At 74.1% G+C, this 23412-nt stretch carries 24 protein-coding genes; 14 read left to right on the top strand and 10 right to left on the bottom strand.

Annotation, left to right across the window (positions count from 1 at the left end):
* Positions 1-5 precede the first annotated feature (5 nt).
* The 4 genes from BLU42_RS12525 to BLU42_RS21135 form a co-directional block, all read right to left on the bottom strand.
* Positions 6-1142, bottom strand: a complete 1137-nt coding sequence (locus BLU42_RS12525; protein ID WP_091074841.1) for a glycosyltransferase family 4 protein — start codon at positions 1140-1142, stop codon at positions 6-8.
* A gap of 3 nt (positions 1143-1145) precedes the next feature.
* Positions 1146-2330 carry a hypothetical protein gene (locus BLU42_RS12530; protein WP_091074843.1) on the bottom strand — a complete coding sequence of 395 codons (1185 nt, stop codon included), beginning with the start codon at positions 2328-2330 and terminating at the stop codon, positions 1146-1148.
* Positions 2331-2436: 106 nt separating this feature from the next.
* Positions 2437-3501, bottom strand: coding sequence for a C40 family peptidase (locus BLU42_RS12535; protein ID WP_091074845.1), 1065 nt, complete (start codon positions 3499-3501; stop codon positions 2437-2439).
* 252 nt (positions 3502-3753) lie between these two features.
* Positions 3754-4071: a hypothetical protein gene (locus BLU42_RS21135; RefSeq protein WP_197680855.1), complete on the bottom strand. Its 318-nt coding sequence runs from the start codon at positions 4069-4071 to the stop codon at positions 3754-3756.
* A 167-nt stretch (positions 4072-4238) separates the two neighbouring features.
* Here BLU42_RS21135 and BLU42_RS12545 point away from each other — a divergent pair, with 167 nt between their 5' ends.
* From BLU42_RS12545 to BLU42_RS12560, 4 genes are all read left to right on the top strand, one after another.
* The gene (locus tag BLU42_RS12545; protein WP_091074847.1) at positions 4239-5063 is read left to right on the top strand and encodes a class I SAM-dependent methyltransferase; all 825 of its coding nucleotides are present in this window, start codon (positions 4239-4241) and stop codon (positions 5061-5063) included.
* 170 nt (positions 5064-5233) lie between these two features.
* Positions 5234-7024: a DEDD exonuclease domain-containing protein gene (locus BLU42_RS12550; protein WP_091074849.1), complete on the top strand. Its 1791-nt coding sequence runs from the start codon at positions 5234-5236 to the stop codon at positions 7022-7024.
* A gap of 9 nt (positions 7025-7033) precedes the next feature.
* Positions 7034-7312: an Lrp/AsnC family transcriptional regulator gene (locus tag BLU42_RS12555; RefSeq protein WP_091074851.1), complete on the top strand. Its 279-nt coding sequence runs from the start codon at positions 7034-7036 to the stop codon at positions 7310-7312.
* Positions 7299-7550: a hypothetical protein gene (locus BLU42_RS12560; protein ID WP_157719962.1), complete on the top strand. Its 252-nt coding sequence runs from the start codon at positions 7299-7301 to the stop codon at positions 7548-7550. The genes BLU42_RS12555 and BLU42_RS12560 overlap by 14 nt, the downstream gene beginning before the upstream one ends.
* A 25-nt stretch (positions 7551-7575) precedes the next feature.
* Here BLU42_RS12560 and BLU42_RS12565 read toward each other — a convergent pair whose 3' ends face one another.
* Both BLU42_RS12565 and BLU42_RS12570 read right to left on the bottom strand, forming a co-directional pair.
* A complete protein-coding gene (locus tag BLU42_RS12565) occupies positions 7576-8424 on the bottom strand; it encodes a rhomboid family intramembrane serine protease (protein ID WP_091074855.1) in 849 nt (282 codons plus the stop codon).
* A gap of 19 nt (positions 8425-8443) precedes the next feature.
* Entirely contained in the window at positions 8444-8974 is a 531-nt protein-coding gene (locus tag BLU42_RS12570) for a peptidylprolyl isomerase (RefSeq protein ID WP_091074857.1), read from the bottom strand.
* Between the two features lie 217 nt (positions 8975-9191).
* Between BLU42_RS12570 and BLU42_RS12575 the strand changes: the two genes are divergently transcribed.
* From BLU42_RS12575 to BLU42_RS12585, 3 genes are all read left to right on the top strand, one after another.
* The gene (locus BLU42_RS12575; protein WP_091074859.1) at positions 9192-10550 is read left to right on the top strand and encodes a sunset domain-containing protein; all 1359 of its coding nucleotides are present in this window, start codon (positions 9192-9194) and stop codon (positions 10548-10550) included.
* 187 nt (positions 10551-10737) lie between these two features.
* The gene (locus BLU42_RS12580; protein WP_091074861.1) at positions 10738-11331 is read left to right on the top strand and encodes a hypothetical protein; all 594 of its coding nucleotides are present in this window, start codon (positions 10738-10740) and stop codon (positions 11329-11331) included.
* Positions 11332-11358: 27 nt separating this feature from the next.
* The gene (locus tag BLU42_RS12585) at positions 11359-12036 is read left to right on the top strand and encodes a prepilin peptidase (protein ID WP_091074863.1); all 678 of its coding nucleotides are present in this window, start codon (positions 11359-11361) and stop codon (positions 12034-12036) included.
* Here the strand turns inward: BLU42_RS12585 and BLU42_RS12590 are convergent.
* The 3 genes from BLU42_RS12590 to BLU42_RS12600 form a co-directional block, all read right to left on the bottom strand.
* Positions 12026-12460 carry a hypothetical protein gene (locus BLU42_RS12590; protein WP_091074865.1) on the bottom strand — a complete coding sequence of 145 codons (435 nt, stop codon included), beginning with the start codon at positions 12458-12460 and terminating at the stop codon, positions 12026-12028. The two genes, BLU42_RS12585 and BLU42_RS12590, sit on opposite strands and share 11 nt — an antisense overlap.
* 97 nt (positions 12461-12557) lie before the next feature.
* Complete coding sequence (gene trpD / locus BLU42_RS12595; RefSeq protein ID WP_091074866.1) at positions 12558-13622, bottom strand: anthranilate phosphoribosyltransferase; 1065 nt, start codon at positions 13620-13622, stop codon at positions 12558-12560.
* Between the two features lie 10 nt (positions 13623-13632).
* Entirely contained in the window at positions 13633-14064 is a 432-nt protein-coding gene (locus BLU42_RS12600) for a response regulator transcription factor (protein WP_091074869.1), read from the bottom strand.
* A 307-nt stretch (positions 14065-14371) separates the two neighbouring features.
* Here BLU42_RS12600 and ctaE point away from each other — a divergent pair, with 307 nt between their 5' ends.
* The 7 genes from ctaE to BLU42_RS12635 all read left to right on the top strand — a co-directional run bounded on the left by ctaE (position 14372) and on the right by BLU42_RS12635 (position 21825).
* Complete coding sequence (ctaE, locus tag BLU42_RS12605; protein WP_456238011.1) at positions 14372-15076, top strand: aa3-type cytochrome oxidase subunit III; 705 nt, start codon at positions 14372-14374, stop codon at positions 15074-15076.
* A gap of 108 nt (positions 15077-15184) precedes the next feature.
* Positions 15185-16003 carry a cytochrome bc1 complex diheme cytochrome c subunit gene (qcrC, locus tag BLU42_RS12610; RefSeq protein ID WP_091074871.1) on the top strand — a complete coding sequence of 273 codons (819 nt, stop codon included), beginning with the start codon at positions 15185-15187 and terminating at the stop codon, positions 16001-16003.
* 59 nt (positions 16004-16062) lie between these two features.
* The gene (gene qcrA, locus BLU42_RS12615) at positions 16063-17109 is read left to right on the top strand and encodes a cytochrome bc1 complex Rieske iron-sulfur subunit (protein ID WP_091080379.1); all 1047 of its coding nucleotides are present in this window, start codon (positions 16063-16065) and stop codon (positions 17107-17109) included.
* Positions 17109-18899 carry a cytochrome bc1 complex cytochrome b subunit gene (qcrB, locus tag BLU42_RS12620; RefSeq protein ID WP_091074872.1) on the top strand — a complete coding sequence of 597 codons (1791 nt, stop codon included), beginning with the start codon at positions 17109-17111 and terminating at the stop codon, positions 18897-18899. The genes qcrA and qcrB overlap by 1 nt, the downstream gene beginning before the upstream one ends.
* A 297-nt stretch (positions 18900-19196) precedes the next feature.
* The gene (locus BLU42_RS12625; RefSeq protein WP_091074874.1) at positions 19197-20060 is read left to right on the top strand and encodes a hypothetical protein; all 864 of its coding nucleotides are present in this window, start codon (positions 19197-19199) and stop codon (positions 20058-20060) included.
* A gap of 86 nt (positions 20061-20146) precedes the next feature.
* Positions 20147-21148, top strand: coding sequence for a LacI family DNA-binding transcriptional regulator (locus BLU42_RS12630; RefSeq protein ID WP_091074876.1), 1002 nt, complete (start codon positions 20147-20149; stop codon positions 21146-21148).
* Positions 21145-21825 (top strand): hypothetical protein, encoded by a 681-nt coding sequence (locus BLU42_RS12635; RefSeq protein WP_157719963.1) that lies wholly within the window; start codon positions 21145-21147, stop codon positions 21823-21825. Before BLU42_RS12630 ends, BLU42_RS12635 begins: the two co-directional genes overlap by 4 nt.
* A gap of 101 nt (positions 21826-21926) precedes the next feature.
* Here BLU42_RS12635 and BLU42_RS12640 read toward each other — a convergent pair whose 3' ends face one another.
* A complete protein-coding gene (locus BLU42_RS12640; RefSeq protein WP_091074881.1) occupies positions 21927-23330 on the bottom strand; it encodes an ABC transporter substrate-binding protein in 1404 nt (467 codons plus the stop codon).
* Positions 23331-23412: the final 82 nt, after the last annotated feature.

The following is a 23412-nucleotide window of genomic DNA, read 5'->3' on the forward strand; positions in this document are numbered from 1 at the left end:
GGGCCTCAGGGTACGGGATCGGGGCCGAGACCCAGCGCGTCGCGCAGCGTCGCCCGCGCCCGGCCCGGGCCGAAGTGCTCGCCGACGAAGGCGCGGCCGCACTCCCCCATGTCCGACGCCGCCCGCGGCTGGTCGAGCAGGCTGAGCATCGCGCGGGTCCAGGCGGGCACGTCCCGGCTGGGCAGGACGTGCCCGGTGACCCCGTCGAGCACGGTCTCGGGCGCACCGCCGGAGCGACCGACGAGGACGGGGAGCCCGCACGCGGCGGCCTCCAGGGCCGCGAGCCCCAGGCCCTCCGGGTTGAGCCCGGCCAGCCGCGTGCGCACGGGCAGGGCGAACACGTCGGCGTCCCGGAGCCGGGCGGCGACGCCCTCGGCGGGCAGAGCCCCGGTGAACGTGACCGTGCCCTGCTGGTCCGGGGCCGCGGCGAGGCGTCGGAGGCGGGGCTCGTCGGGCCCGGCCCCGACCAGGACCAGCCGCGGCCGGCGGCCCGGGCCCAGCCCCGCGACGACGCCGGGCCAGGCCGCGAGCAGGACGTCGAAGCCCTTCTGCGCGACGAAGCGCCCGGTCGCGACGACGGTCGGGGGACGGGAGGGGGTTCGCGCAGCGACTCCGGGCGGCCCCGGCGTGAAGGCCGGGCCCACGACCGGCGGCAGCCGCCGCAGCCGCTCCCGGGCGGCCGGGCTCAGCGCGGGCGCGATGCGGGCCGCCGTGTAGTCCGAGATGGTCGTCAGGTGGTCGACGGCGTCCCCGACCCGGCGCAGCACCCTCCGGGCGCCGGGGACCGTCGCCCACCACACCTCGTGGCCGTGGGTCAGCGCGACGACGGCCTCGGCCCCCGCTCGCCGCAGCGCGGGTACGACCAGGCCCAGCGGCATCGCGGCCCCGACGACGACGCGGGTGGCCCCGCTGGTCTCCAGCAGCTCCACTGCGCGCCGGGCGGTCGCGGGAGTGGGCAGCAGGAGCCCGCCGTCGCGGACGACCCGGAAGGGCCGGCCCGCGTCGGTCGCCGCGGCGCCGGGAGGGCCGGAGGCGAGGACCACGACGTCGTCGTCGAGGAGGCGGCAGACCCCGGCGACGAAGGACTCGATGCCGCCGATGCGCGGCGGGAAGTCGTTGGTGACGACGAGGGTGGTGGGCACCGCTCAGCCCCGACCCGTGGCGAGCGCCCGGCGCTGGGCGTCGCGGGCCCAGCCGGCGAGCGCCTCCGCGTCGACCCCGAGGCTCGAGGTCGCGGCGCGGTCGAGGGTCTCGCCCGCGTCCAGGGCGGCGTAGAGGCGGCCGAGGCCGTCCGTCCCGCGGCGCTCGACCACGGCACGGGAGGCCAGCCAGGCGCGGGCGTACGCACCCGGGACGCCGGGCCCTCCGGCGGCGAACGCCGGGTCGGCAGGCAGCGGGTCCTGGTCCTGGTCGTCGCCGGACGCGTCGCGCAGGGCCGACAGCTCGGTGGCGCGCTGGTCGGGGTGGGCCTCGAGGGCGACGAGCTCGGCCAGGCCCTCGACCACCCACAGCGGGGCGGGCGAGCCGGCCGAGCGGGTCGCGACGTGGACGGTCTCGTGCGTCAGGAGGGTCGCGAGGCCCTCCCCCGTGGCCGCCGCCGGATCGACCACCACCCGTACGGCGGCGTCGGTCGTCGGACCCTCGGGCCGCGTGACCGCCGCCGTCCCCGCGTACGCCGACGGTGCGCCGCCCAGCACCCGGACGACGTCGCTCCGGCTGCCGGGCACCTCGACCACGACGTGGCCGTCCCAGCGCCGTCCGAGCGCGGCGGGCAGGAGGTCGTGGACCTCGCTCGCCGCGCGGTCGGCCAGCGCCGCCCACCGGGTCGCGTCCTGGCCGGCGCCGACGAGCACGGTCGCGCGACCGCGGTCCGCCCGGGTCGTGGGTGCGAACCACCACAGCGGCTCGGCGGGCGCCTGCGTCGTCGGGCCGTCGCCGGTCGACACGAGCCGGGCGCCGTCCGGGCCGCCGACCAGCGTGAGCCACACCGTCGCGGACGCGTCGGCGTCCTCGCCGCCCACCCGCCAGGCCAGGTCGGCCTGCAGGACGCGCGCGTCGGGCCCCAGCGCCGTCTGCCGTGCCGCGCGGAGCGGGAGGACGCCGCCGGTGAGCCGGGCCTGGAGGCGGTCGGGGCGCAGGGCGCCCAGGTTGGCGAAGAGCACCGCGGAGCGGGTGGTGAACGAGGGGTCGGCCGTGGAGACCCGGGCGTCCCACGCGGCGCGGTCACCGGCGGTCCCGGCGGAGAGCCAGGCGTCGACCGCGTGCTGGTCGTCGGCGAGGGTCGCCGCGTCGGGCGGCCCGGGCGTGACCGCGGCCGTCGACCCGGACACGCTCGGCGTCGGGGCGCCGTCGAGCGCGGGCGGAGCCGAGCAGGCCGTCAGGGTCAGCAGAGCGCCGAGCGCGAGCCGGGCGCGGAGCAGGGTCAGGCGGAGAGGATCAGGCGGGGCGACGCGCGCCGGCGAACGGCATCGAGTCGAGCTTGGCGTAGCGGACACCGACGCCCGGGTGCGGCGCGTGGATGATCGTGCCGTCACCCACGTAGAGGGCCACGTGGCTGAGGCCGCTGTAGAAGAAGACGAGGTCGCCGGGCTGCAGGTCGGACTTCGAGACGGCCTGGCCGTTGCGGAACTGCGCCTGCGACGTGCGGTTGAGGCTGACGCCGGCGGCCTTCCAGGCGCCCAGCGTGAGACCCGAGCAGTCGAACGAGTTGGGGCCGGTGGCGCCGAAGACGTACGGCTTGCCGAGCTGCTTCTTGGCCCACGCGATGGCGGTGAGGCCCTTGCTGCTGGCGTCGGCCGGGTCGTCCGACGGGTCGGGCGTGGTGCCCAGCGCGCTCTCGGCGACGGTCTTGGCGTCCTGGCTCTCGCGCTTGGCCTGGTCGGCCAGGGCCTGCTGCTGCTGCGCGGTCAGCTTGTCGAGGACCGACTTGGCGTCGGTGAGCTTCTTGTCGGAGCGCTCCTTGAGGGAGGCGAGGTCGGCCTCCTTCTCCTCGAGCGCGGCGAGCTCGGTCTGACGGGACTTCTGCAGGTCGGCGAGGCTGGCCCGCTGCTGCTGGTAGTCCTGCAGGACGGTGTTCTGGTTGGCGCCGACCTTCTCGATCGTCGACACCTGGGACAGGAAGCCCTCGGTGTCGGAGTTGAGGAACAGCTGGGCCGCGGTGTCGACGTTGCGGTCCTGGAACTGCGCCAGCGCGGCCTGGCCGACCTGCTTGCGCAGGGCGTCGACCTTCTGGGCCTGCAGCTGGGCGTCCGACTGCTTCTGCGCGATCTCGGCCTTCGAGGCGTTCACCTGCTGCTGGATCGCCAGGTAGTCCTGGTTCAGCGCCTCGGCGTCGACCTGCAGCTGCTCGATCTGGGCCTTGGCCTCGGCGATCGTGACGGCGGGGTCGGCGGAGGCCGTCTGCACGGGGCCCGCGAACAGCGTGGTGCCGAGCGCCAGGCTCGTGAGTCCGAGCGCCACCGTACGGGCGACGCCGCTGGTCTCGCGGAGGCGTGAGAACACGCTGGATGAACCCCTTCGTCATGTGCGCCCGACCCCTCGACGCTCACGTCGACGGTCCAGGCAGCGCTGTACCTCCAGGACACGTCCTGGACCCCGAGCCTCCATTGTGCCCGAGCGACGCCCGGAGCGGACTGGCAAGCGAGGATTTCCTCAACCACCGAGAAGCGGTGACACGGTTGTCATGTCGTCAACCGTTCAAGCGATCTCAGCCAGAACAGGCTAGGTCACGATTTGGTCACTGGCAAACGATCGTCACCGTTCTGCACCTCTTACGTACGTCGTACCCATCGGCAGGAACCCCTCGGACGTTTCGTCGGGGTCGGAGAAGACGTCGGGGTCGCCGTACGCCGGGGCCGCGACGCTGCGCACGGGCCGGGCCCGCGGCACCAGCCGCAGCGGCGGCACGAGGCCGGAGCCGGCGAGGGCGGACAGCGCCTGCTGCTCGTCGGTGTCGAGGTCGACCCGCGGCCCGGGCAGGCCGAGCAGGACGCTCACGACGCAGTCGGTGCAGGCCGGACCACGCGCCGAGCAGCTGTCGCAGTCCACGTGCAGGGTGCTCGGATCGCTCATGGCGGTCCTCTCGTCCGGGCCGGTGGGTCACCGGCTGGTGGTGGTCGCGGACCGGTGGAGTCCCCTGCCCCCACCGGCCCGCGCAGGATCCACTGTGGAGAGGCCCACTGACAGTTCCGGTCGGGTCCGGGCGCGGGCGCCGCGGTGGTCCGGGCGAGACTGCGGACGTGAGCAGCAGCGAACCCTCCGGCGCCGCCCGCGCCGCGACCTACTCCCACGGCCACCACGCCTCGGTCCTGGCCTCGCACGGCCGCCGCACCGCCGAGAGCTCGGCGGCCTACCTGCTCCCCCACCTCCGCGCCGACGACGTGCTGCTCGACGTGGGTGCGGGCCCGGGCAGCATCACCGCCGACCTCGCCGGCCGCGTCGCCCGGGTCGACGCGGTGGACAGCGCGGACGCCGCGGTCGCCGCCGCCCGGCAGCTCGTCGCCGGCCGCGGCCTGACGAACGTGCACGTCGCGGTCGGGGACGTCCACGCGCTCGACGCGCCGGACGACGCGTACGACGTCGTGCACGCCCACCAGGTGCTCCAGCACCTGGCCGACCCCGTGGCCGCGCTGCGCGAGATGCGCCGCGTCTGCCGCCCGGGCGGCACGGTCGCCGTCCGCGACGCCGACTACGCCACGATGAGCTGGTTCCCGGCCAGCGACGCGCTCGAGCGCTGGCTCGCCCTCTACTCCGAGCTCGCCCGGCGCAACGGCGGCGAGCCCGACGCCGGCCGCCGCCTGAAGTCGTGGGCGCTCGAGGCCGGCTTCACCGACGTGACCGCGAGCGGCTCGGTGTGGTGCTTCGCGAGCGCGGAGGACCTCGCCTGGTGGACCGGCACCTGGGCCGAGCGGCTCACCGAGTCCACCTTCGCCACGTCGGCGCTGGGTCACGGCCTGTCCGACCGCGCCGAGCTCGAGGCGCTGGCCGCGGGCTGGCGCGCCTGGGGCGCCGACCCGCGCGCCTGGTTCCTCGTCCCCCACGGCGAGCTCCTCGCCCGCGCCTGACGACCGGCCGACGGGCCGGTCCGTCCTCGCACCGCTTCCCGCTCCTCGCACCGTGCAGACCCGGTGCGAGGAGCGGGAGAGGGTGCGAGGACCGACAGAGGGTCCGAGGGGCGCAGCGAGGGGTGCGGACGAGGCGGAACTGTCACCCGGGCGCCGTACGGTCTCGCGCCATGACGACCGCTCCGGCGCAGGCCAGCTTCGACGACCTCGGCACCCTGCTGTCGGACCTGACCTACGTCGTCGTCGACCTGGAGACCACCGGCGGCGCGGAGAGCGACCGCATCACCGAGATCGGTGCGGTGAAGGTGCGTGGCGGCGAGGTCCTGGGCGAGTTCCAGACCCTGGTCAACCCGCGGACCGACGTGCCGCCGCTGATCGCGGTCCTCACCGGCATCACCAACGCGATGGTCGCCGGGGCGCCGACCCTGCGCGAGGTGCTCCCGGCCTTCCTCGCCTTCGCCCAGGGCTGCGTGGTCGTCGCCCACAACGCACCCTTCGACACCGGCTTCCTGCGGCGGGCCTGCGAGGGCCTCGGGTACGCCTACCCCCGCTGGCCGGTCCTCGACACCGCGACGCTCGCCCGCGTGATCCTCGTCCGCGACGAGGTCCCGAACTGCAAGCTGGGCACGCTGGCGCGCCACTTCCGCACCGCCGTCACCCCCAACCACCGCGCCCTGACCGACGCGCAGGCGACGGTCGACGTGCTGCACGGGCTGATGGAGCGGGTGGGCAACCTGGGGGTGCACACGCTGGAGGACCTGCAGGAGTTCAGCCGCCAGGTCTCCCCGCAGCGCCGTGCCCGGCGCACCTGGGCTCGGGACGTGCCCGAGGTGCCCGGCGTCTACCTCTTCGTCGCCGAGCACGAGGCGGGCACGGGCACGCCCGGGGGCGAGGCCCAGCGCCACGTCCTCTACGTCGGCAAGTCCAAGAACCTCCGCGCCCGCGTCCGCACCTACTTCACGGCGGCCGAGAAGCGGCGGCGGATCGACGAGATGGTCCGCCTGGCCACGGGCGTCGAGACCATCCCGTGCCTCACCACGCTGCAGGCCGACGTGCTGGAGCTCCGGCTCATCGCCGCCCACGCCCCGCGCTACAACCGGCGCTCCAAGTTCCCCGAGCGCACCAGCTGGGTCAAGATCACCGACGAGGCCTTCCCGCGGCTGTCGATCGTGACGGGGGTGCGGGACGACGGCGCGACGTACTTCGGCCCCTTCCCCCGCCGGCAGGCCGCCGAGGACGTGGTGCTCGCGGTCTACGACGGCTTCCCCCTGCGCCAGTGCACCGCGCGGCTGAGCGCCACGAGGCCGACCGCGGCGTGCGCCCTCGCCGGGATGCGGCGCTGCTGCGCGCCCTGCGACGGCTCGGTGGGACGGGAGGAGTACGCCGCCCTGGTCGAGGAGGTGCGCTCGGCGCTGGTCAGCGACCCGCGCCCGGCGGTGCGCGCGGTCTCGACCCGGCTGACGCGCCTGGTCGCGGAGCACCGGTTCGAGGAGGCGGAGACGATCCGGCGCCGCCTGGAGGCGCTGACGCGCACGGCCCGCCGCTTCCACCGCATCGCCAGCCTGGCCGCCTGCCCCGAGATCGTCGCTGCGCGGCGCGAGGGCGACGGCTGGGACATCCACGTGATCCGGCACGGCCGGCTGGCCGCCACCGGCGTCGCCTCCCGCCACGAGGTCCCGCAGGCCGTGGCCCGGAGCACCGTGGCGACCGCGGAGACCGTCCGGCCCGCCTCCGGCCCGCTGCCCGCCGCCGGCATCGAGGAGACCGAGCAGATCGCCGACTGGCTCGAGCAGCCCGGGGTCCGGCTGATGCACATCGACGGCGACTGGGCCTGGCCGCTGCACGCGGTGCTCGACCACGAGTCGTTCGTGCACCACGCGCTCGGCGGCGCGGGACCGGTGACGAGCACGGACGTCGTCGAGGACCGCCGGCTCGAGGCGGTCGGCCCCGGGGGTGCCTAGGATGACGCCGTGGTGACCGCGATCGTCTTCATCAACGCCGAGGTGGCGCGGATCCCCGAGGTGGCCGAGACCGTCGCGGCCCTGCCCGGGGTGTCCGAGGTCTACTCCGTCACGGGCGCGCTCGACCTCGTCGCGATGGTCCGCGTCGCCGACCACGAGCAGGTGGCGGAGGTCGTCGCCGACCGGCTCAACAAGGTCCCCGGCATCCTGCGCACGGAGACCCACATCGCCTTCCGCGCCTACTCGGCGCACGACCTCGAGGCGGCCTTCTCCCTTGGCGCCGACTGACCGCGGCGGCGCCCCGCCGGTGCCGTCGGCCGCACCGGCACCGGCACCGGCACCGGGCACGGAGCCGCTGAGCGCCGACCTGCGCACGCGGGGCCCGCGGGTCTCGACGCGGGCGCTCCTCTACGCGGTCGGCGTGCTCGCGGTGCTGGTGCTGGTCGCCGCCGTCGTGGCGCTGGTCGTGCTCCACCAGCCGCGCCTGACCCCGGTCCCGGTGCCGTCGGTGTCCTCGATCGCCTGAGGACCGCCTCCGACGGCCAAGCGGCTCAGCCGACGAAGGTCGGCACCACCACGGCGACCAGGCAGACCCCGACGACCGCCAGCAGGCCGAAGGCCTGGATGGCGCTCCGGTTGGTGCGGGGCGCGTACGCCAGCACCCACCCGGCCAGCGCGCCGACGAGGATGCCGCCGATCATCGTGAGCCAGCCGAAGCTCGAGAAGCCGACGAGCAGGCTGTAGAGCACGAGGACGACGAACAGCGCGAGGTCGCCGCGCACGTCCTCGCCGCTCTTGCGCTTGCCGATCGTGTTGGCGGCCAGCAGCCCGACCACCGCCGAGGCCCCGCCGATCGTGGCCGACGTGCTCGGCCCGAGCAGGTAGAACAGCGTCGAGCCGCCGAGCGCGGCGGCGAAGAAGATCGCGACGAAGCGCGCCCCGCCCACCTCGGACTCGATCGCCCGGCCGGCGAGGTAGAGCACGAGCAGGTTCATGGCCAGCCCGAGCAGGCTGCCCGAGACCAGCCCGCTCGTCACCAGGCGCCAGAGCTCGCCGGAGGCCACAGCCGGGTTGAACATGATCAGGGGGGTCTGCACGACCCCCCGGGTGGCGAAGTTCAGCACGTAGACCGCGGCGAGCACGATCATCAGCGCCTTGGTCGCCCGGCCCCCGCCCTCGCCCAGCCGCGCACCGAAGCGCGTCCGCGGCTCACGCGTGCCCGCCCGGCCCAGGCCCACGCAGCGCGGGCACTGGAAGCCGACCGAGGCGGGGTTCATGCACTCCCCGCAGATGGGCCGCCCGCAGCGCTGGCAGGCGATCCCCGTCCCCCGGTCGGGGTGGCGGTAGCAGGACTGGAAGCCGGGTGCCGCGAAGTCCGGCCCCGTCGGTGACGCGGTCATCGCAGCGCCCGGCCCGTGCTCAGGAGGAGGCGCCGTCGTCGAACGTGACCGACTCGATGACCACCGGCTCGACCGGGCGGTCGCCGCGGCCCGTCTGCACGGTGGCGATCTCGTCGACCACGGCGCGGCTCGACGCGTCGGCCACCTCGCCGAAGATCGTGTGCTTGCGGTTCAGGTGCGGCGTGTTCGTCACGGTGATGAAGAACTGCGAGCCGTTGGTGCCGGGCCCCGCGTTGGCCATGGCCAGCAGGTAGGGCCGGTTGAACGAGAGGTCGGTGTGGAACTCGTCGGCGAAGGTGTAGCCCGGGCCACCGGTGCCGGTGCCGAGACGGTCCCCGCCCTGGATCATGAAGCCCTCGATGACGCGGTGGAAGACGACGCCGTCGTAGAAGGGCTCGCGGCTGGTCGCGCCGGTCTTCGGGTCCTTGTACTCCTGCGTGCCCTTCGCGAGGCCCTCGAAGTTGGCCACCGTCTTGGGCGCCTGGTCGGCGAAGAGGTTGAGCACGACGTCGCCGTGGTTGGTGTGGAGGGTTGCCGTTCGCTGGGCCACGAGCAGGGGCGCCTTTCTCTGGTTGGGCCCCGGACGTCCCGGGGCACGTCCCGGGCCTGGCCCGGGCGCGACGGGCGGTCGTCGAGACCACCCGGCTGGCCCTCCATCCTGGCAGACCACCCCAACGCGGCCCGCCGCTCCGGGGCCGCCGGCCGCGGACGATACGGTTGATGCCCTTGGCCGGTGGACGCCGGCCGAGGTCGTTGAGGAGGCACGCGTGAGCAAGACCACCGACCCCGTGGAGGTCGTCCGAGACAAGGTGGTGCCGGCCGCCGAGGAGCTCGTCGCGGCCGCCGCCGAGCGGATCTCCCCGCTGGCGAAGGAGGCCGTGGAGCGCGTCTCCCCCGTGGCCCACGCCGCGGCCGAGAAGACGGCCGCCCTCGTGCACGCCGCCGCGGAGAAGGTCGGCCCCGTGGCCGAGCAGGCCCGCGACACCGTGGCGCCGTACGCGCAGCAGGCCGCGGACGCCGTCGGCCCCTACACCGAGCGGGTCGCCCCGCTGGCCCACCAGGCCGCCGAGGCCGTCGCGCCGTACGCCGCGCTCGTCAAGGAGCAGGGCCGCAAGACCGGGCTCGACCTGGCCGAGCGCCTGGAGCCCGCCTACGGCGCGGCCGTCGACGCCTTCAACGACACCAAGGGCAAGGTCACCGAGCGCGCGGGCGACGTCATCCCCGCCGTCGGCGCCGCGGCCACGAGCGCCGCCGCCACGGCCGCGCCGTTCGTCAGCGCCGCCGCCGACCGCGGCCGCTCGCTCGTCAAGAACGTGCGCTCCGAGGCCCCCGTCCCCGTCGTCCCCGACCCGCCGAAGAAGCGCGGCTGGCTGACCACCCTCGCCGTCGTGGCGGCCGCCGCGGGCGCCACCTACGTCGTGGTGCGCCGGCTGACCGCCGACAAGGGCTCGCAGTGGCAGACGGCTCGCCCGTCGACGCCCTACGCCCCGCCGACGGCGGCCGCGACGACCTCCGCGTCGACCACGACCGCGTCGACCACGCCCACCACCGCCGAGCCCAGCACCGCGTCCCTCTACGGCACCGGCCAGGAGCCCCAGGGGTCCGCGACCGGCACGGACGAGGACGCGACGGCCGTGTCCGACGTGGTCGGCAGCACCGACCGCGTCGCGGACGCCGACGAGGCCACGCCCCCGGTGCCCGGCACCCCGGAGCACACCGGTGGCTCCGACGGCTCGACCGGCTCCGGCGACGAGGGCACGGCCTTCCGCAGCGTCGGGGGGCCGTCCGACGACGGCGAGCCCACCTCGCCCTACGGCCAGGACAAGGTCGAGACCGAGCTCGAGACGGCCCAGGAGCGCACCTACGAGGAGCCCGAGGACGCCGTCCTGGCCGAGCAGGACCAGGCCGCAGGCGTCGGGCCCGACGCCCACCCCGACCGCTACCTCGACATCCCCGGGGTCTACCTGGGCATCGAGCCGCCCGAGGGCTACACGATCAAGGGCAACGAGCGCTCGATGAAGTACCACCTGCCCGACTCGAACAGCTACGCCCGCACCATCGCCGAGGTCTGGTTCCTCGACGAGGAGGCCGCCCAGAAGGCCGGCTTCACCCGCGCGCAGCACTGAGCCCGCGCCGGCCCAGCTCCACCGCCGCCCCGGCACCCGTGAGGGTGCCGGGGCGGTGTGCGTCCACGGCGACGGACAACACCGTCGGCCGCTCCGACAACACCCGGCCTGACACATCGGCGCCCTGACCGAGGCCTTCTTCTCGTGAGGGCCCCGCTGCGGGGTCTCGGGAGACGGGGGACGTGCAATGGGGACGACGGGGACGACCATCAGCAGGACGGGCAGCCCGGTCGCGGTCCGGACGACGCCCGCGGGCGCCCGGACGGGACCGGTCACCGCGGCCGCCGCCGCCGACCCGAGGACCCGGCTCACCGTGGGCGAGCCGGACCCGGCCTGGGTGGACGCCGCGCCGTTCCGCGCCCACGTGCGGCACCTCATGTCCGTCGGGCGGCTCGACACGACCGAGGTCGCCCTCGTCCTCGGGCTGCCGACCCGCGCGGTGCAGCACCTGCTCGAGGGCCGGGGCGGGCGGGCCGCGCGGCGCATCAGCCCCTGCACGGCACGCCGCCTCCTCCTGGTCGGCGCCGACGACGTGCGCGGGCTGCGCTGGTCGTTGACGCCGGCGGGGGCGGCCCGGCTCGCGCTGCACCGGCTGCGCGGCGACGGCTGGTCCGACGCGGGCCTCGCCCGGGTGGTGGGCGTGGGGCTCGACGAGCTCGCCTCGCTGGAGCGGTCGGAGCGCTGCAGCCGCCTGCTGGCGGTCCGGCTCCTCGGCCTCGCCCGGCGGCTGCCGGGCACCGTCGACGACGAGGACCTGGCGGTTGTCAGTCCGGCCGCCTGAGCCCGCCCGCACCCGTACGATCGGCCGGTGCCGAGCCCGCCGACCACCTGGTGGCACGTCGTGCTGCTCGTGGTGGTGACGGCCGTCCCCGTCCTGCTGGGCACGCGCCCGGTGCTGCGCCGGCTCCCCGAGCCGCCGGAAGCGCCCGAGCCCAAGACCCCGTACGCCGCGCTGCCGACCGGCCGACTCGTCGCGGCCTGCACCGCGCTCGCCGCCGCCGGGGCGCTGCTCGTCGGCGTCGCGCTGCCGCCGGCCACCTGGCCGCTGTGGTGGGTGCTGGGCGCACCGGCGCTGGTGCTCGTCGCGGTCGACGCGCGCACGACCTGGCTCCCGCTGCCGCTGACGCGGGCGGTGCAGGCGGCGGCCGTCGGGGCGGGCCTGCTGGGCGCGGGACTCGCGGGCTGGGAGCTCGGGGCGCGCGCCGCCGGGGGCGCGCTGGCGGCGGGGCTGCTCTACCTGCTGCTCTGGCGGGTCTCGGGCCGGGCCCTGGGCTTCGGCGACGTCCGGCTGGCGCCCGTGCTGGGGGCCGCGGCCGCCGCCGTGGGCTGGCCGACGCTGCTCGCGGCGCTGCTGCTCGGGAGCCTGGTGGGCGCCGGGGTCGGCGTGGTCCTGGCCCTGCGACGCCGTCGCGGAGCCTTCGCCTACGCCCCGTCGATGCTCGCCGGCGCCTTCCTCGCCGTGGGTCTGGTCGGCCTCAGCGGCTGAGCACGTCCGCCGCGCCGGTGCGCGCCCCGGCGGGCAGCGCGACGAGGAGGGCCTCGGCGTACGCGTCGCAGGCGTCGCCGCGCGGCTCGGTGTGGAAGGCCCCGTCGGGGCCGGTCCCGCTGACGACCCAGGCCCCGCCGACCCGGTCGAGGGAGAGGAAGGCGTCGCCGAGCAGCCCGCGCAGCTGCTCCTCGCGCGGCATCCACACGACGACGTCGGACTCCACCGAGTCCAGGGCCCACTCGACGGTGCCGTTGAAGTGGAACCGGGAGTCGCCGTTCTTGACGATCAGCTCGACCACCATGTCCGCGATGGTGAAGGTCGACTCCGAGATCTCCGGCCGCGGGATGTAGAACTGGTCGCCGTTCGCCGGCGTCCAGTCCAGCAGCGGGGCGAGCCGGGCGGCGAGGTCGCGGGAGATCACCGCTCCAGCGTACGGACCGCAGGGCAGGCCCGGGGTGCGCGCGGAGCGCCGCCGCCAGGGGCGCCGGCGGCCGGGAGCCGCGAGGGCCGAGCCGGCGTCAGGCGCGTGCCCGGCGGGCCTCCTGAGTGGCCTCGACCCACGTCTGGAGCGTGCGGCCGGCGGCCCCGCTGTCGACGGCCTCGCGGGCCGCGTCGAGCCCCGCGGCCAGCTGCTGGTCGAGGCGGGCGGCGTCCGGTCCCTCGTACGCGGCCAGCGCCGCCGCCGCGTTGAGCAGGACGACGTCGCGCACCGGGCCCGGCCGGCCGGCGAGCAGGTCGCGGACGACACCGGCGTTGTGCTCGGGACCGCCCCCGACCAGGTCGTCGGGCGTCGCCCGCGCGATGCCGAGGTCGAGCGGGTCGAGGGTCGTCCGGACGACCTCGCCGTCGCGGTGCACCCAGACCGTCGAGGCGGTCGTCGTGGTCAGCTCGTCGAGCCCGTCGCCGCCATGGACGACGAGGCCCTGGTGCCCGCGCCGGGCGAGCACGCCGGCCATCAGCTCGGCGACGCGGGCGTCGGCGACCCCGACCGCCTGCGCGCCCGGCTGCGCGGGGTTGGCCAGCGGCCCGAGGAAGTTGAAGACGGTCGCGACGCCCAGCTCGCGCCGCACGAGCGCGGCGTGCCGCAGCGCCGGGTGGTAGAGCGGAGCGAAGAGGAAGGCGATGCCGGCCGCGTCGACGACCCCCTGCTGCTGCTCGGGCGCCACGTCGAGCGCGACGCCGAGGGCCTCGAGGACGTCCGCGGCCCCGCACGCCGACGAGGCCGCCCGGTTGCCGTGCTTGACCACGGTCGCGCCGGCGCCGGCCGCCACGATCGCGGCCATCGTCGAGATGTTGACCGTGTTGGCCCGGTCGCCGCCCGAGCCGACCACGTCCACCGCGGCCGGGCCCACCTCGATCGGCGTCGCGAAGTCGAGCATGGTCTCGGCCAGGCCGGCGATCTCCTCGACCGTCTCGCCCTTGGCCCGCAGGGCGACGACGAAGCCGGCGATCTGCGCGGGCGTCGCAGCGCCCCCGAGCACCTCGCGCATCGCCCAGGCCGTCGTCTCCCGGTCGGCGTCGCGCCCGGCGATCAGCCCCGAGAGCACCGAGCCCCAGGTCCGCGCCCCGGCGGAGTCCCCCACGCCGGGCGCCTCAGGCCTGCTCGACCGAGGACGCCCGGGTGCCGCGGAGCAGCTGGGCGACCACGGCGGGCAGCCGGACCGGGTCGACCGGGTGGCCGACCACGCCGTCCGCGCGCGACCAGGTCGCCAGCCACGCGTCGTCGGGCCGGCCGGTGAGGACGAGCAGCGGCGGGCAGCGGCGGATCTCGTCCTTCAGCTGGCGGCACAGGCCCATGCCGCCGGGGACGGCCTCGCCGTCGAGGATCGCCAGGTCCACCCCGCCGCGGTCCATCGCGGTGAGAACCGCGGGCTGCGTCGCGACCTCCTCGACGCGCACGGGCGGCAGGTCGCGGGCCACGCGGCGTCCGAGCGCGAGCCGCACGTCCTCGCGGGTGCGCCGGTTGGAGGAGTAGAGCAGCACGGTCAGGGCGCCGGGCGCGTCTGGTCCGGGGTGGCTGCTCATGAGGGTTCTCCTGCTCGGCCTGGGGCGGCGTGTCGGTGGTGACGCGTGTGTCGGTGATGGCGGAGGTGCTGGGGCGGGCCGCACGGCGCGGCGAGCCGCGGAGCAGCCTAGTGCCCGTCCCCGGCGCGAGGCCCCGCCGGACACGCGCCGCGCCCGGACCGGCCCGCCGTCCCCCCGCCGTCTTCCCCGCCGTCGCACCGGCCGCCGACGCCCGCCCCGGCACCCGCACAGTTGTGCCCCGGCTGTCTTCTGCCCAGCGACCAGCCGTGACCACTGGGGCATCTGTGGACATAATGACTCCGTGGCCATGCACACCCACAGCGTCACCGGCTCCATGACGAAGCCGGCCAGCTCGCTGCACCCGATCCCCCAGTCCCGCCTCTACGGCAGGGCCGGGCGACCAGACGCCGTCGCCGTGGGCACGATCATCTGGCTGGCCTCGGAGCTGATGTTCTTCGCGGCCCTGTTCGCCGCGTACTTCACGATCCGCAACGTGACGGCCGCCCAGGCGGCGGAGGCGAACGTCCCCTCGCTGTGGGCGGTCGAGACCGCGACGCTGAACATCCCGTTCGCCATCGCCAACACCGCGGTGCTGGTGTCGAGCTCGTTCACCTGCCAGATGGGCGTGTTCGCCGCCGAGCGCGGCCAGGTCGGGCGCACCGGGTCGGTCCTGAACTTCGCCCGCTGGGGCCTGCGGGAGTGGTACTACCTCACCTTCGGCCTCGGCGCCTTCTTCATCGCCGGCCAGACCTTCGAGTACGCCACCCTGTTCCACGAGGGCCTGACGCTCGCGACGAACGCGTACGGCTCCGTCTTCTTCCTCGCGACCGGCTTCCACGGCCTGCACGTGACCGGCGGGCTCATCGCCTTCCTCTTCGTGCTGGGGCGTACGTTCCTGGCGCGCACGTTCACCCACGAGCAGGCCGTCACCGCCGTCGTCGTGTCCTACTACTGGCACTTCGTCGACATCGTCTGGATCGCGCTCTTCGGCGTGATCTACCTGCTGCGCTGAGCCTGCGACATTCCCCGGCGCGGTGACTCGGGCGTCACACCTGGTGCTCGCATCCGCGTACGGACCCACAACTGAATCCAAGACGTAACGACAGAGGGGTTCGATCACGTGGCATTCCTGGCAGCTCGACGGCGGCACCCGGCAGCACGGGTGCTGCTGCTGCTGATCGCCCTGTTCGTCATGGGAGCTCTGTCGACCCTGCTCGCCCCGAGCCAGCAGTCCTCGGCCGACACGGGCACCAGCCAGCAGGTCACCGAGGGCAAGGCCCTCTTCACGGTCCAGTGCTCCTCGTGCCACGGCCTGAACGGCGAGGGCCAGACCACCGCCGTCATCCAGGGCCCGCCGCTCGCGGGCGTCGGCGCCGCCTCGGTGGAGTTCCAGGTCGGCACCGGCCGCATGCCGATGTCGCAGCAGGGCGTCGCCCAGGCCCCGGTGCACCCGGTGCGCTTCAGCCCCGAGGAGATCGCGGCCCTCGCCGCGTACGTGGCGACGCTCGGCCCCGGCCCGGCGATCCCCTCCCCGGAGGAGTACGACACCTCCGGCGTCAGCGAGGAGGACATCGCCCGCGGCGGTGAGCTCTTCCGCACCAACTGCTCCGCCTGCCACAACTTCGAGGGCGCCGGCGGCGCGCTGCCGGGCGGCAAGTACGCCCCGTCGCTGCTGCAGACCTCGAACCTGCACATCTACGAGGCCATGGTCACCGGCCCGCAGCAGATGCCCGTCTTCAACGACGACGTCCTGCGCCCGGAGGACAAGAAGGCGATCATCGCCTACCTCAACGACCTGCACTCGCGCCCCAACCAGGGCGGCCTCAACCTCGGCGGGCTCGGCCCGGTGAGCGAGGGCCTGTGGGCGTGGATCATCGGCATCGGCGGTCTCATCATCTTCGCGATCTGGATCGCGGCCAAGGGAGTCAAGGCGAAGTGAGCGAGCTCGAGCGCAGCGCGTCGGCCGGCGACGGTCACGCCACCGGCACAGGCACCGAGGTGGACCTCCACCCGGAGCCGCAGTACCCGGTCGACGACCCCGGCCACCCGGAGCACCTGCCCCGGCTGACCGACGTCGACGAGAAGGCCGCCGACCGGGCCACCCGGCAGGTGGCGACGATGTTCGGCATCGTCCCGGTCCTGGCGATCGGCTTCGCGGTCACGTACTTCGCCGTCCCGGAGACCGCCTACATCGACTTCGGCTTCCTCCACGTCGGGCTGCAGCACACGCTGCTGGGCGTCACGGCGGGCCTCGCGCTGCTGCTCATCGGCATCGGCGCCGTGCAGTGGGCGCGCCAGCTGATGGACGACCACGAGATGGTCGACTACCGCCACAGCGCCGCCTCTGACCGCGACGACCGCGAGTACGTCGTCACGGAGCTCCAGAAGGGCACCGAGGAGTCCAAGATCACGCGGCGCAAGGTGCTGGGCCGCAGCCTGGCCGGCGCGCTCGTGGCCATGGGCATCCCGCTGGTCGTCAGCTTCGCCGACCTGGGGCCCTGGCCGACCAAGAGGCGTCGGGCCGCGACCATCGAGACGACGATCTGGGCCGAGGGCGTGCGGCTCGTCAACGACATCACCTACGTGCCGATCAAGGCCTCGGACCTGGAGATCGGCCAGCTGGTCAACGGCCAGCCGGAGAACCTCAAGGACCTCGAGGGGACCGAGCTCCTCCAGGCCAAGGCCAAGTCCTCGATCATCGTCGTCCGCATGAACCCCAACACCATCCAGATCCCGGCCTCGCGCCAGGACTGGCAGGTCGGCGGGATCCTCTGCTACTCCAAGATCTGCACCCACGTCGGCTGCCCGATCAGCCTGTGGGAGCAGCAGACGCACCACCTGCTGTGCCCCTGCCACCAGTCGACCTTCGACCTCGGCAACTCCGGGCTCGTGGTCTTCGGCCCGGCGGCGCGTGCGCTGCCGCAGCTGCCCATCACCGTGGACAACGAGGGTTACCTCGTCGCCCGCAGCGGATTCACCGTCCCGGTCGGCCCGAGCTACTTCGAGCGGGACTCGCGCAACGACTTCAAGGAAGGGGACAACTGATGGCTCGTCCCGCAGCCACAGTGACCGAGGCCACAGCGACGAGGGCCGAGACTCCCAAGCCGGAGCTCGGTCCGGTCTTCAAGCGCGCCGCCGCCCCGGCCGACTACCTGGACCAGCGTCTGGGTGTCGCCAAGCTCAGCCGGCCCTTCATCCGCAAGGTCTTCCCCGACCACTGGTCGTTCCTGCTCGGTGAGATTGCGCTCTACTCGTTCGTCGTCCTGCTGCTGACCGGTGTGTTCCTCACCATCTGGTACAAGCCGTCGATGGCCGAGGTCGAGTACGAGGGCACCTACCAGCTGCTCCACGGCCTGTCCATGTCGCAGAGCTACGAGTCGACGCTGCACCTGTCGTTCGACATCCGCGGCGGCCTCCTCGTGCGGCAGATCCACCACTGGGCGGCGATGCTCTTCCTCGCCGCGATGCTCGCCCACAGCCTCCGCGTCTTCTTCACGGGCGCGTTCCGCAAGCCCCGCGAGCTCAACTGGCTCCTCGGCGTGGCGCTCATCGCGACCGGCCTGATCGAGGGGTTCGCGGGCTATTCGCTCCCGGACGACCTGCTGTCGGGCACCGGCCTCCGCTTCGTCGACGGCCTGATCCGCTCGATCCCGCTGATCGGCACCTGGGCCGAGTTCTTCGTCTTCGGCGGCGAGTTCCCCGGCGACATCATCGTGGCCCGCCTCTACATGGTCCACATCCTGCTGCTGCCGGCGATCATCCTGGGCCTCATCGCGGCCCACCTGGCGCTGGTCGTCTACCTCAAGCACACCCAGTTCCCCGGCCCGGGCCGCAACGAGACGAACGTCGTCGGCTACCCGGTCTTCCCGGTGTACATGGCCAAGGCCGGTGGCTTCTTCTTCATCGTCTTCGGCGTCCTGGTCCTCATGGGCGGCCTGATGCAGATCAACCCGGTCTGGACCTACGGCCCGTACAACCCGGCGCAGGTCACGGCCGGCTCGCAGCCCGACTGGTACATGGGCTTCGTCGAGGGCGCGATCCGAATCATGCCGAACTGGGAGTCGCACATCGGCGGCACGACCTGGTCGTGGAACGTCGCGATCCCGGGTCTGGGCACCATGGGCCTGTTCTTCGGGGTCATGGCCCTCTACCCCTTCATCGAGGCGTGGGTCACCAAGGACAAGGCCGAGCACCACATCCTGGAGCGTCCCCGCAACAACCCGACGCGCACGGCCTTCGGCATCGCCGCCATGACCTGGTACGGGATGCTGTGGATCGGCGGCGGCAACGACCTCGTGGCCACGCAGTTCCACGTGTCGCTGAACGCGGTGACCTACATCCTGCGGGTCGCGGTCTTCGCCGCCCCGGTGCTCGCCTTCATCATCACGAAGCGGATCTGCATCGGTCTCCAGCGTTCCGACGAGGAGCGGCTGCTGCACGGCGCGGAGACGGGCATCATCGAGCGCGACCCCTCCGGCGCCTACACCGAGCGGCACAACCCGATCAGCCAGGGCGAGGCCTACACCCTCACCCAGCACCGCGAGTACGCCGCGCTGATGCCGGCCGAGGCCGACGACGACCTCAGCGACGGGCAGCTGCGTCGGGAGAACCTGCGGCGTCGGGCCAGCCGGTTCTACTTCATCGACACGCTGCGCAAGCCGACGCGGGCCGAGCTCGAGGCCGCCGCCCACCACGGCGACGACCACGACGCCATCGGTGACGGGCACGACGGCAACGGCCACAACGGCCACAACGGGAACGGCAACGGGCACCACTCGATCGAGGCGGGCCGCGGAGCCGAAGGCGCCGGGGCGGTCCCGAGCCAGACCCAGTAGCCCCTGCAGCACCCCGACGCCCCGTCTTCCCCTCAGGGAGGCGGGGCGTCGTGCTGTTCTGATGGCCTTCGCTCCGCTCAGGCACGGGCCCTGCTCTGGTCCTCCGCCTGACCCGGGCTTGACGACAGTGAAGCTGACCACCGCGAGATGCGTTCTTGAGGGGCCGAGCGCGCAGAGGGCGCTGTGGACTTCGTCACGGCTGGTAACGAACCTCTCGACCGGTCCGTTGGCGGTTCTCGGACGAGGACACCGGCGACGCCGCGGGGTCCACCACGCCCGGACGAGACCGACGGAGACATGAGCACCGACCAGCGCGACCCCTCGAGCAAGCCCCCCGGCGAGACGCCCCCGGAGAAGCCGAAGCCGGCCCTCTCGATCACCCAGGTGGTGGGCGGTGCCCTGGCGGCGATGACCGCAGCGGCCCTCGGCTCGCGGGTCGGCGTGGCCGGCACCGTGATCGGCGCGGCCCTGGCGAGCGTCGTCGCGGCCGTGGCCAGCACCGTCTACACCTCCTCGCTGCGGCGGACCAGCAAGACCGTCAGCACCGTGTGGAGGACCCGCGTACGCCCCGACGGGCACGGCGGCACGACGACGGTCGTCGAGGAGACGACCCCGGGCGGGACGAGCATCGAGCCCGCCACGAGCGCTCCCCCGACCTGGGCGGAGGCGACCGCGGACCCCGACCCGGCAGCGACGGACGTCGAGGCCGACCAGCGCGACGACCAGCCCGACGACCAGCAGCGTCGGCGCCGGATCGGCTGGAAGCCGGTGGTCGTCACCGCCGTGCTCGCCTTCGTCGTGGCGGCCGTTGCGCTGACGGGCCTCGAGCTGGCCACCGGCCGCTCCTTGTCGGGAGGCGGCGGCACCACGGTCGGCCAGGTGGCCGAGGGCGGCGGCGCCGCGACGCCGGAGCCCTCCCCCGCGCCCACCCGCAGGGCCAGCGCCAGCCCGTCCGCGACGCCGACGGCCGAGCCGACCGCGGCGCCCAGCACCACGGCGCCGACCCCGTCGGCGAGCGCGCCGACGACCGAGCCGACCCCCACGCCCAGCGCGGGACCGACGGCGAGCGAGGAGGCACCGACACCACGCACCTCCAGCACGCCCTCGTCGCCCGTGACGCCGGGAGGTCCGGCGGGGACGGGTCCCGCCGCCACCCCCTGATCATCAGCGGTTCCGCTAGCATCGGGCCCGCACCGGAGGCGCCTGGAGCCGTCGGGCGGCGAGGTGGGACCGATGCAGGCGGATGCGTGAGCGCCGAGCGGGGCAGCGTGACGCGGGACGACGTGGCACGGCAGGCGGGCGTGAGCACCGCCGTCGTCAGCTACGTGGTGAACAACGGGCCCAAGACGGTCGCCCCGGAGACGGCGGCGCGGGTGCGCCGGGCTATCGAGCTCCTCGACTACCGCCCCAACCCCAGCGCCAAGGCCCTGCGCAAGGGCTCGACCGACGTCCTCGGGCTGGTCCTCTCCGACGCCGACAACCCCTTCTACAGCGAGTTCGCCTCGGCCATCGGCGCCGAGGCGTTCCGCCGCGGACGGGCGCTCATGATCGGGACGGCCCGCCACGACCAGGAGACCGAGCGCCACCTGGTCGACGACCTGCTGGGCCGGCAGGTCGACGGCGTCATCGCGGCGAGCGTCCTGCCGCACCCCGAGGAGACCTACCGGCGCTCCCGCACCCCGCCGGTCGTCCTGCTCGACGCCTCCGCCCGGGTCCCGGGCTTCGCCGCCGTCGGCAACGACGGCAACCAGGGCGCCCGGCTGGCCGTCGAGCACCTCGTCCGGGTGCACGGCCACCGCAGCGTGGGCATCGCGCTCGGCGACTGGAACGGCACGGACCCGCGAGAGGCGGGCTGGCAGCAGGCGCTGCGCGAGGCCGGGCTGCCCGAGGGTCCCGTCGCCCGCGTGCCCTGGACGCGTGACGGCGGCTACGAGGCCGGCCGCCTGCTGCTCGACGCCGACGAGCCGCCGACCGCGGTCTTCGCCTGCTCCGACCTGCTGGCCGTGGGCCTGCTGCGGGCCGCGCACGAGCGCGGGGTCGACGTGCCCGGCGCCCTCGCCGTCGTCAGCTTCGACGGCACGAAGGAGGCGGAGTACTCCTGGCCCCCGCTCACCTCGGTCCGGCAGCCGGTCGAGCAGATGGCCGAGGCCGCGGTCTCGTTCGCGCTCGAGCCGCGCACGCCCGCCCCGTACGCGCAGTTCCGCTGCAGCCTGGTCGTGCGGCGCTCGTGCGGCTGCCCGGTCGCGTGAGGACGCGCACCGGGAGCCTGGAGCGGCGCCTGGTGCTCGGTGCCGTCGTCGCCGGTCTGCTCGTGCACGGGCTCCAGCTCGGGGCGTACGCGGCCGTGCGCGCCGCGGTCGACCGTCGCGAGCAGGTGAGCGAGCTCCGCCTGGACGCGGCGATGGAGACGTTCCGCCCGGTCGACCGGTCCGGCCTGGCGCAGCCGGCCGACGTCGCGACCTTCGCCGCCGACCGCAACCCGCGCACGGAGCCGACGCGCTGCCGGGCGCTCACCGCCCTGACGACCACGGCTCCCCTCGACGGCCGCTCGTGGACCGGCGTCAACGGCCGACCTGCCCAGCCGGTCACGCTGCTCACCGTCCGCTTCGCCGACGCCGGTGCCGCGCGCGCGGAGCTCGACCGCAAGCGGTGGGCGCTGCTGCGCTGCACCCGCGTGGTCGTGACCTTCCCGCCGTACGACGCTCCCCCGACGTCGTACGAGGTCGGGGGCCGACGGGTCTCGAGCGCGGTCGGCGACACCGTGCGCTGGAGCCTGGTCGACGACGGCCGACGCTTCGACTTCTACGTCCGCCGCTACGGCAACACGCTCAGCTGGACCTACGCCGACGACGTCAGCACGCCCGCGGTGCGCGAGCAGGTCGCCGACAGCCTCGTCGACCGGCTGAAGGACCTCGCCGGGCGCTGACTTCCCCGAGGCCCCCGGGCCGGCTGACGAGGCGGTGCTGGTCCAGGACGCAGCAGGGGCGCCGTCCGGAGACCGGACGACGCCCCTGCGACGGGTCGGGACTACTGGAACAGCTGGTTGATCTGGTCGTTGGCCTCGGTCAGTGACGAGACCTCCGCCTTGCCGGAGAGGACGTTGTCCATGGCCGGCTGCAGGATGTTCGTGATCCCCGCCGCGTGGTCGGTGATCGGGAACAGGAACGTGGTCTTGTCCTGCACCTGCACCAGGAATGGGCTGACGTCGATGCCCTTGGACTTGAAGGCCGCCTGGGCCTTCTCGGTGGCCGAGGGGATGGCCGGGAAGACGACCGACTTCTCACCCACGATGTTCTGGCAGTCCGGCGAGCCGAGGAACTCGACCCACTTGGCGGCGGCGGGCTTGTTCTTCGAGCCCACCCAGATCGAATCGGCGAGACCGTTGTACATGCTCGCGCGCTTGCCGCTCGGGCCGACCGGGTTCGGCGCGAGGCCCACGGCGAGGTCCTTGTTGCCGGCGAGGGCGTTGGTGTTCCACGAGCCGTTGGTGACCATGGCGTACTTGCCGGCGGTGAAGATCGACGACTCGTCCTGGCCGGTCACCTGGGCGACGCTGGGCATGTAGCCCTTGTCGATCAGGCTCTTGAACCAGCCGAAGGCCTCCTGGAACTGGGGCTGGTCGTAGTTGTAGTGCGTGCCCCACGGGTTCTTGTCGGTGTAGGTCCACGGCGTCGCCGTCGAGCCGGTGTACATGCTCCACTGGGTCTGCCCGGCGCCGTTGCCGCCCGAGCCGCCGTCGAGTCCGAGGCCGTAGACCTTGATCTTGGACTTGTCGAAGCCCGCCTCGTCGCCCCGCTTGCCGTTGGTGTCCATGGTCAGGTGCGCGATGACCTTCTCGTAGGAGCCGCCGTCGGTCGGGTTCCACTGCAGGTCCTGCAGGTCGGAGGCGGAGTAGCCGCCGGCCTTGACCAGGCTCTGGTTGTAGAAGATCGCCGTGGTGTCGAAGTCCTTGGGCAGCCCGTAGCGCTTGCCGTCCTGCCCGACCCACAGGTCGGCCAGGCCCGGCTGGTACTGGTTGGTGTTGAAGCCGTCCTTGGCCAGCGTCGCGTCGAGCGGGACCAGCTGGTCCTGGCTGACGAACTCGCCGTACTTGGACAGGTGGTCGGTGAAGACGTCAGGGGCGTCGCCGGCGACGAAGCCGTTGGTGATCTTGCCCCAGTAGTCGTCCCACGAGTACTGGCTGATCTTGACGTTGACGTTCGGGTTCGCCGCGTGGAAGGCGTCCGCGCAGGCCTGGTACGCGGGCAGCTGCCCGGCGTCCCACAGCCAGTAGCTGATGTCGCCGCTGGCGTTGCTCGTGTCGATCGCCTCGCCGTCGGCGCCGCCGCTGCCGCCGTCGTCGGAGCCGCCCCCGCCGCAGGCGGAGAGGGACAGGCTGAGGGCGGCGAGGCCGACGAGCGCGGCGCCCAGCTTGGTGCGGATTCTTGCCATCGTTGGCATTCCTTTCGGGTTCACCGCGCCGGCGGCGAGGTGTGGAGGTGGTGCGGGTCCGACGGGCGGTGGGGCCGCCGTC

The organism is Microlunatus sagamiharensis (genome assembly GCF_900105785.1).
GTDB lineage: Bacteria > Actinomycetota > Actinomycetes > Propionibacteriales > Propionibacteriaceae > Microlunatus > Microlunatus sagamiharensis.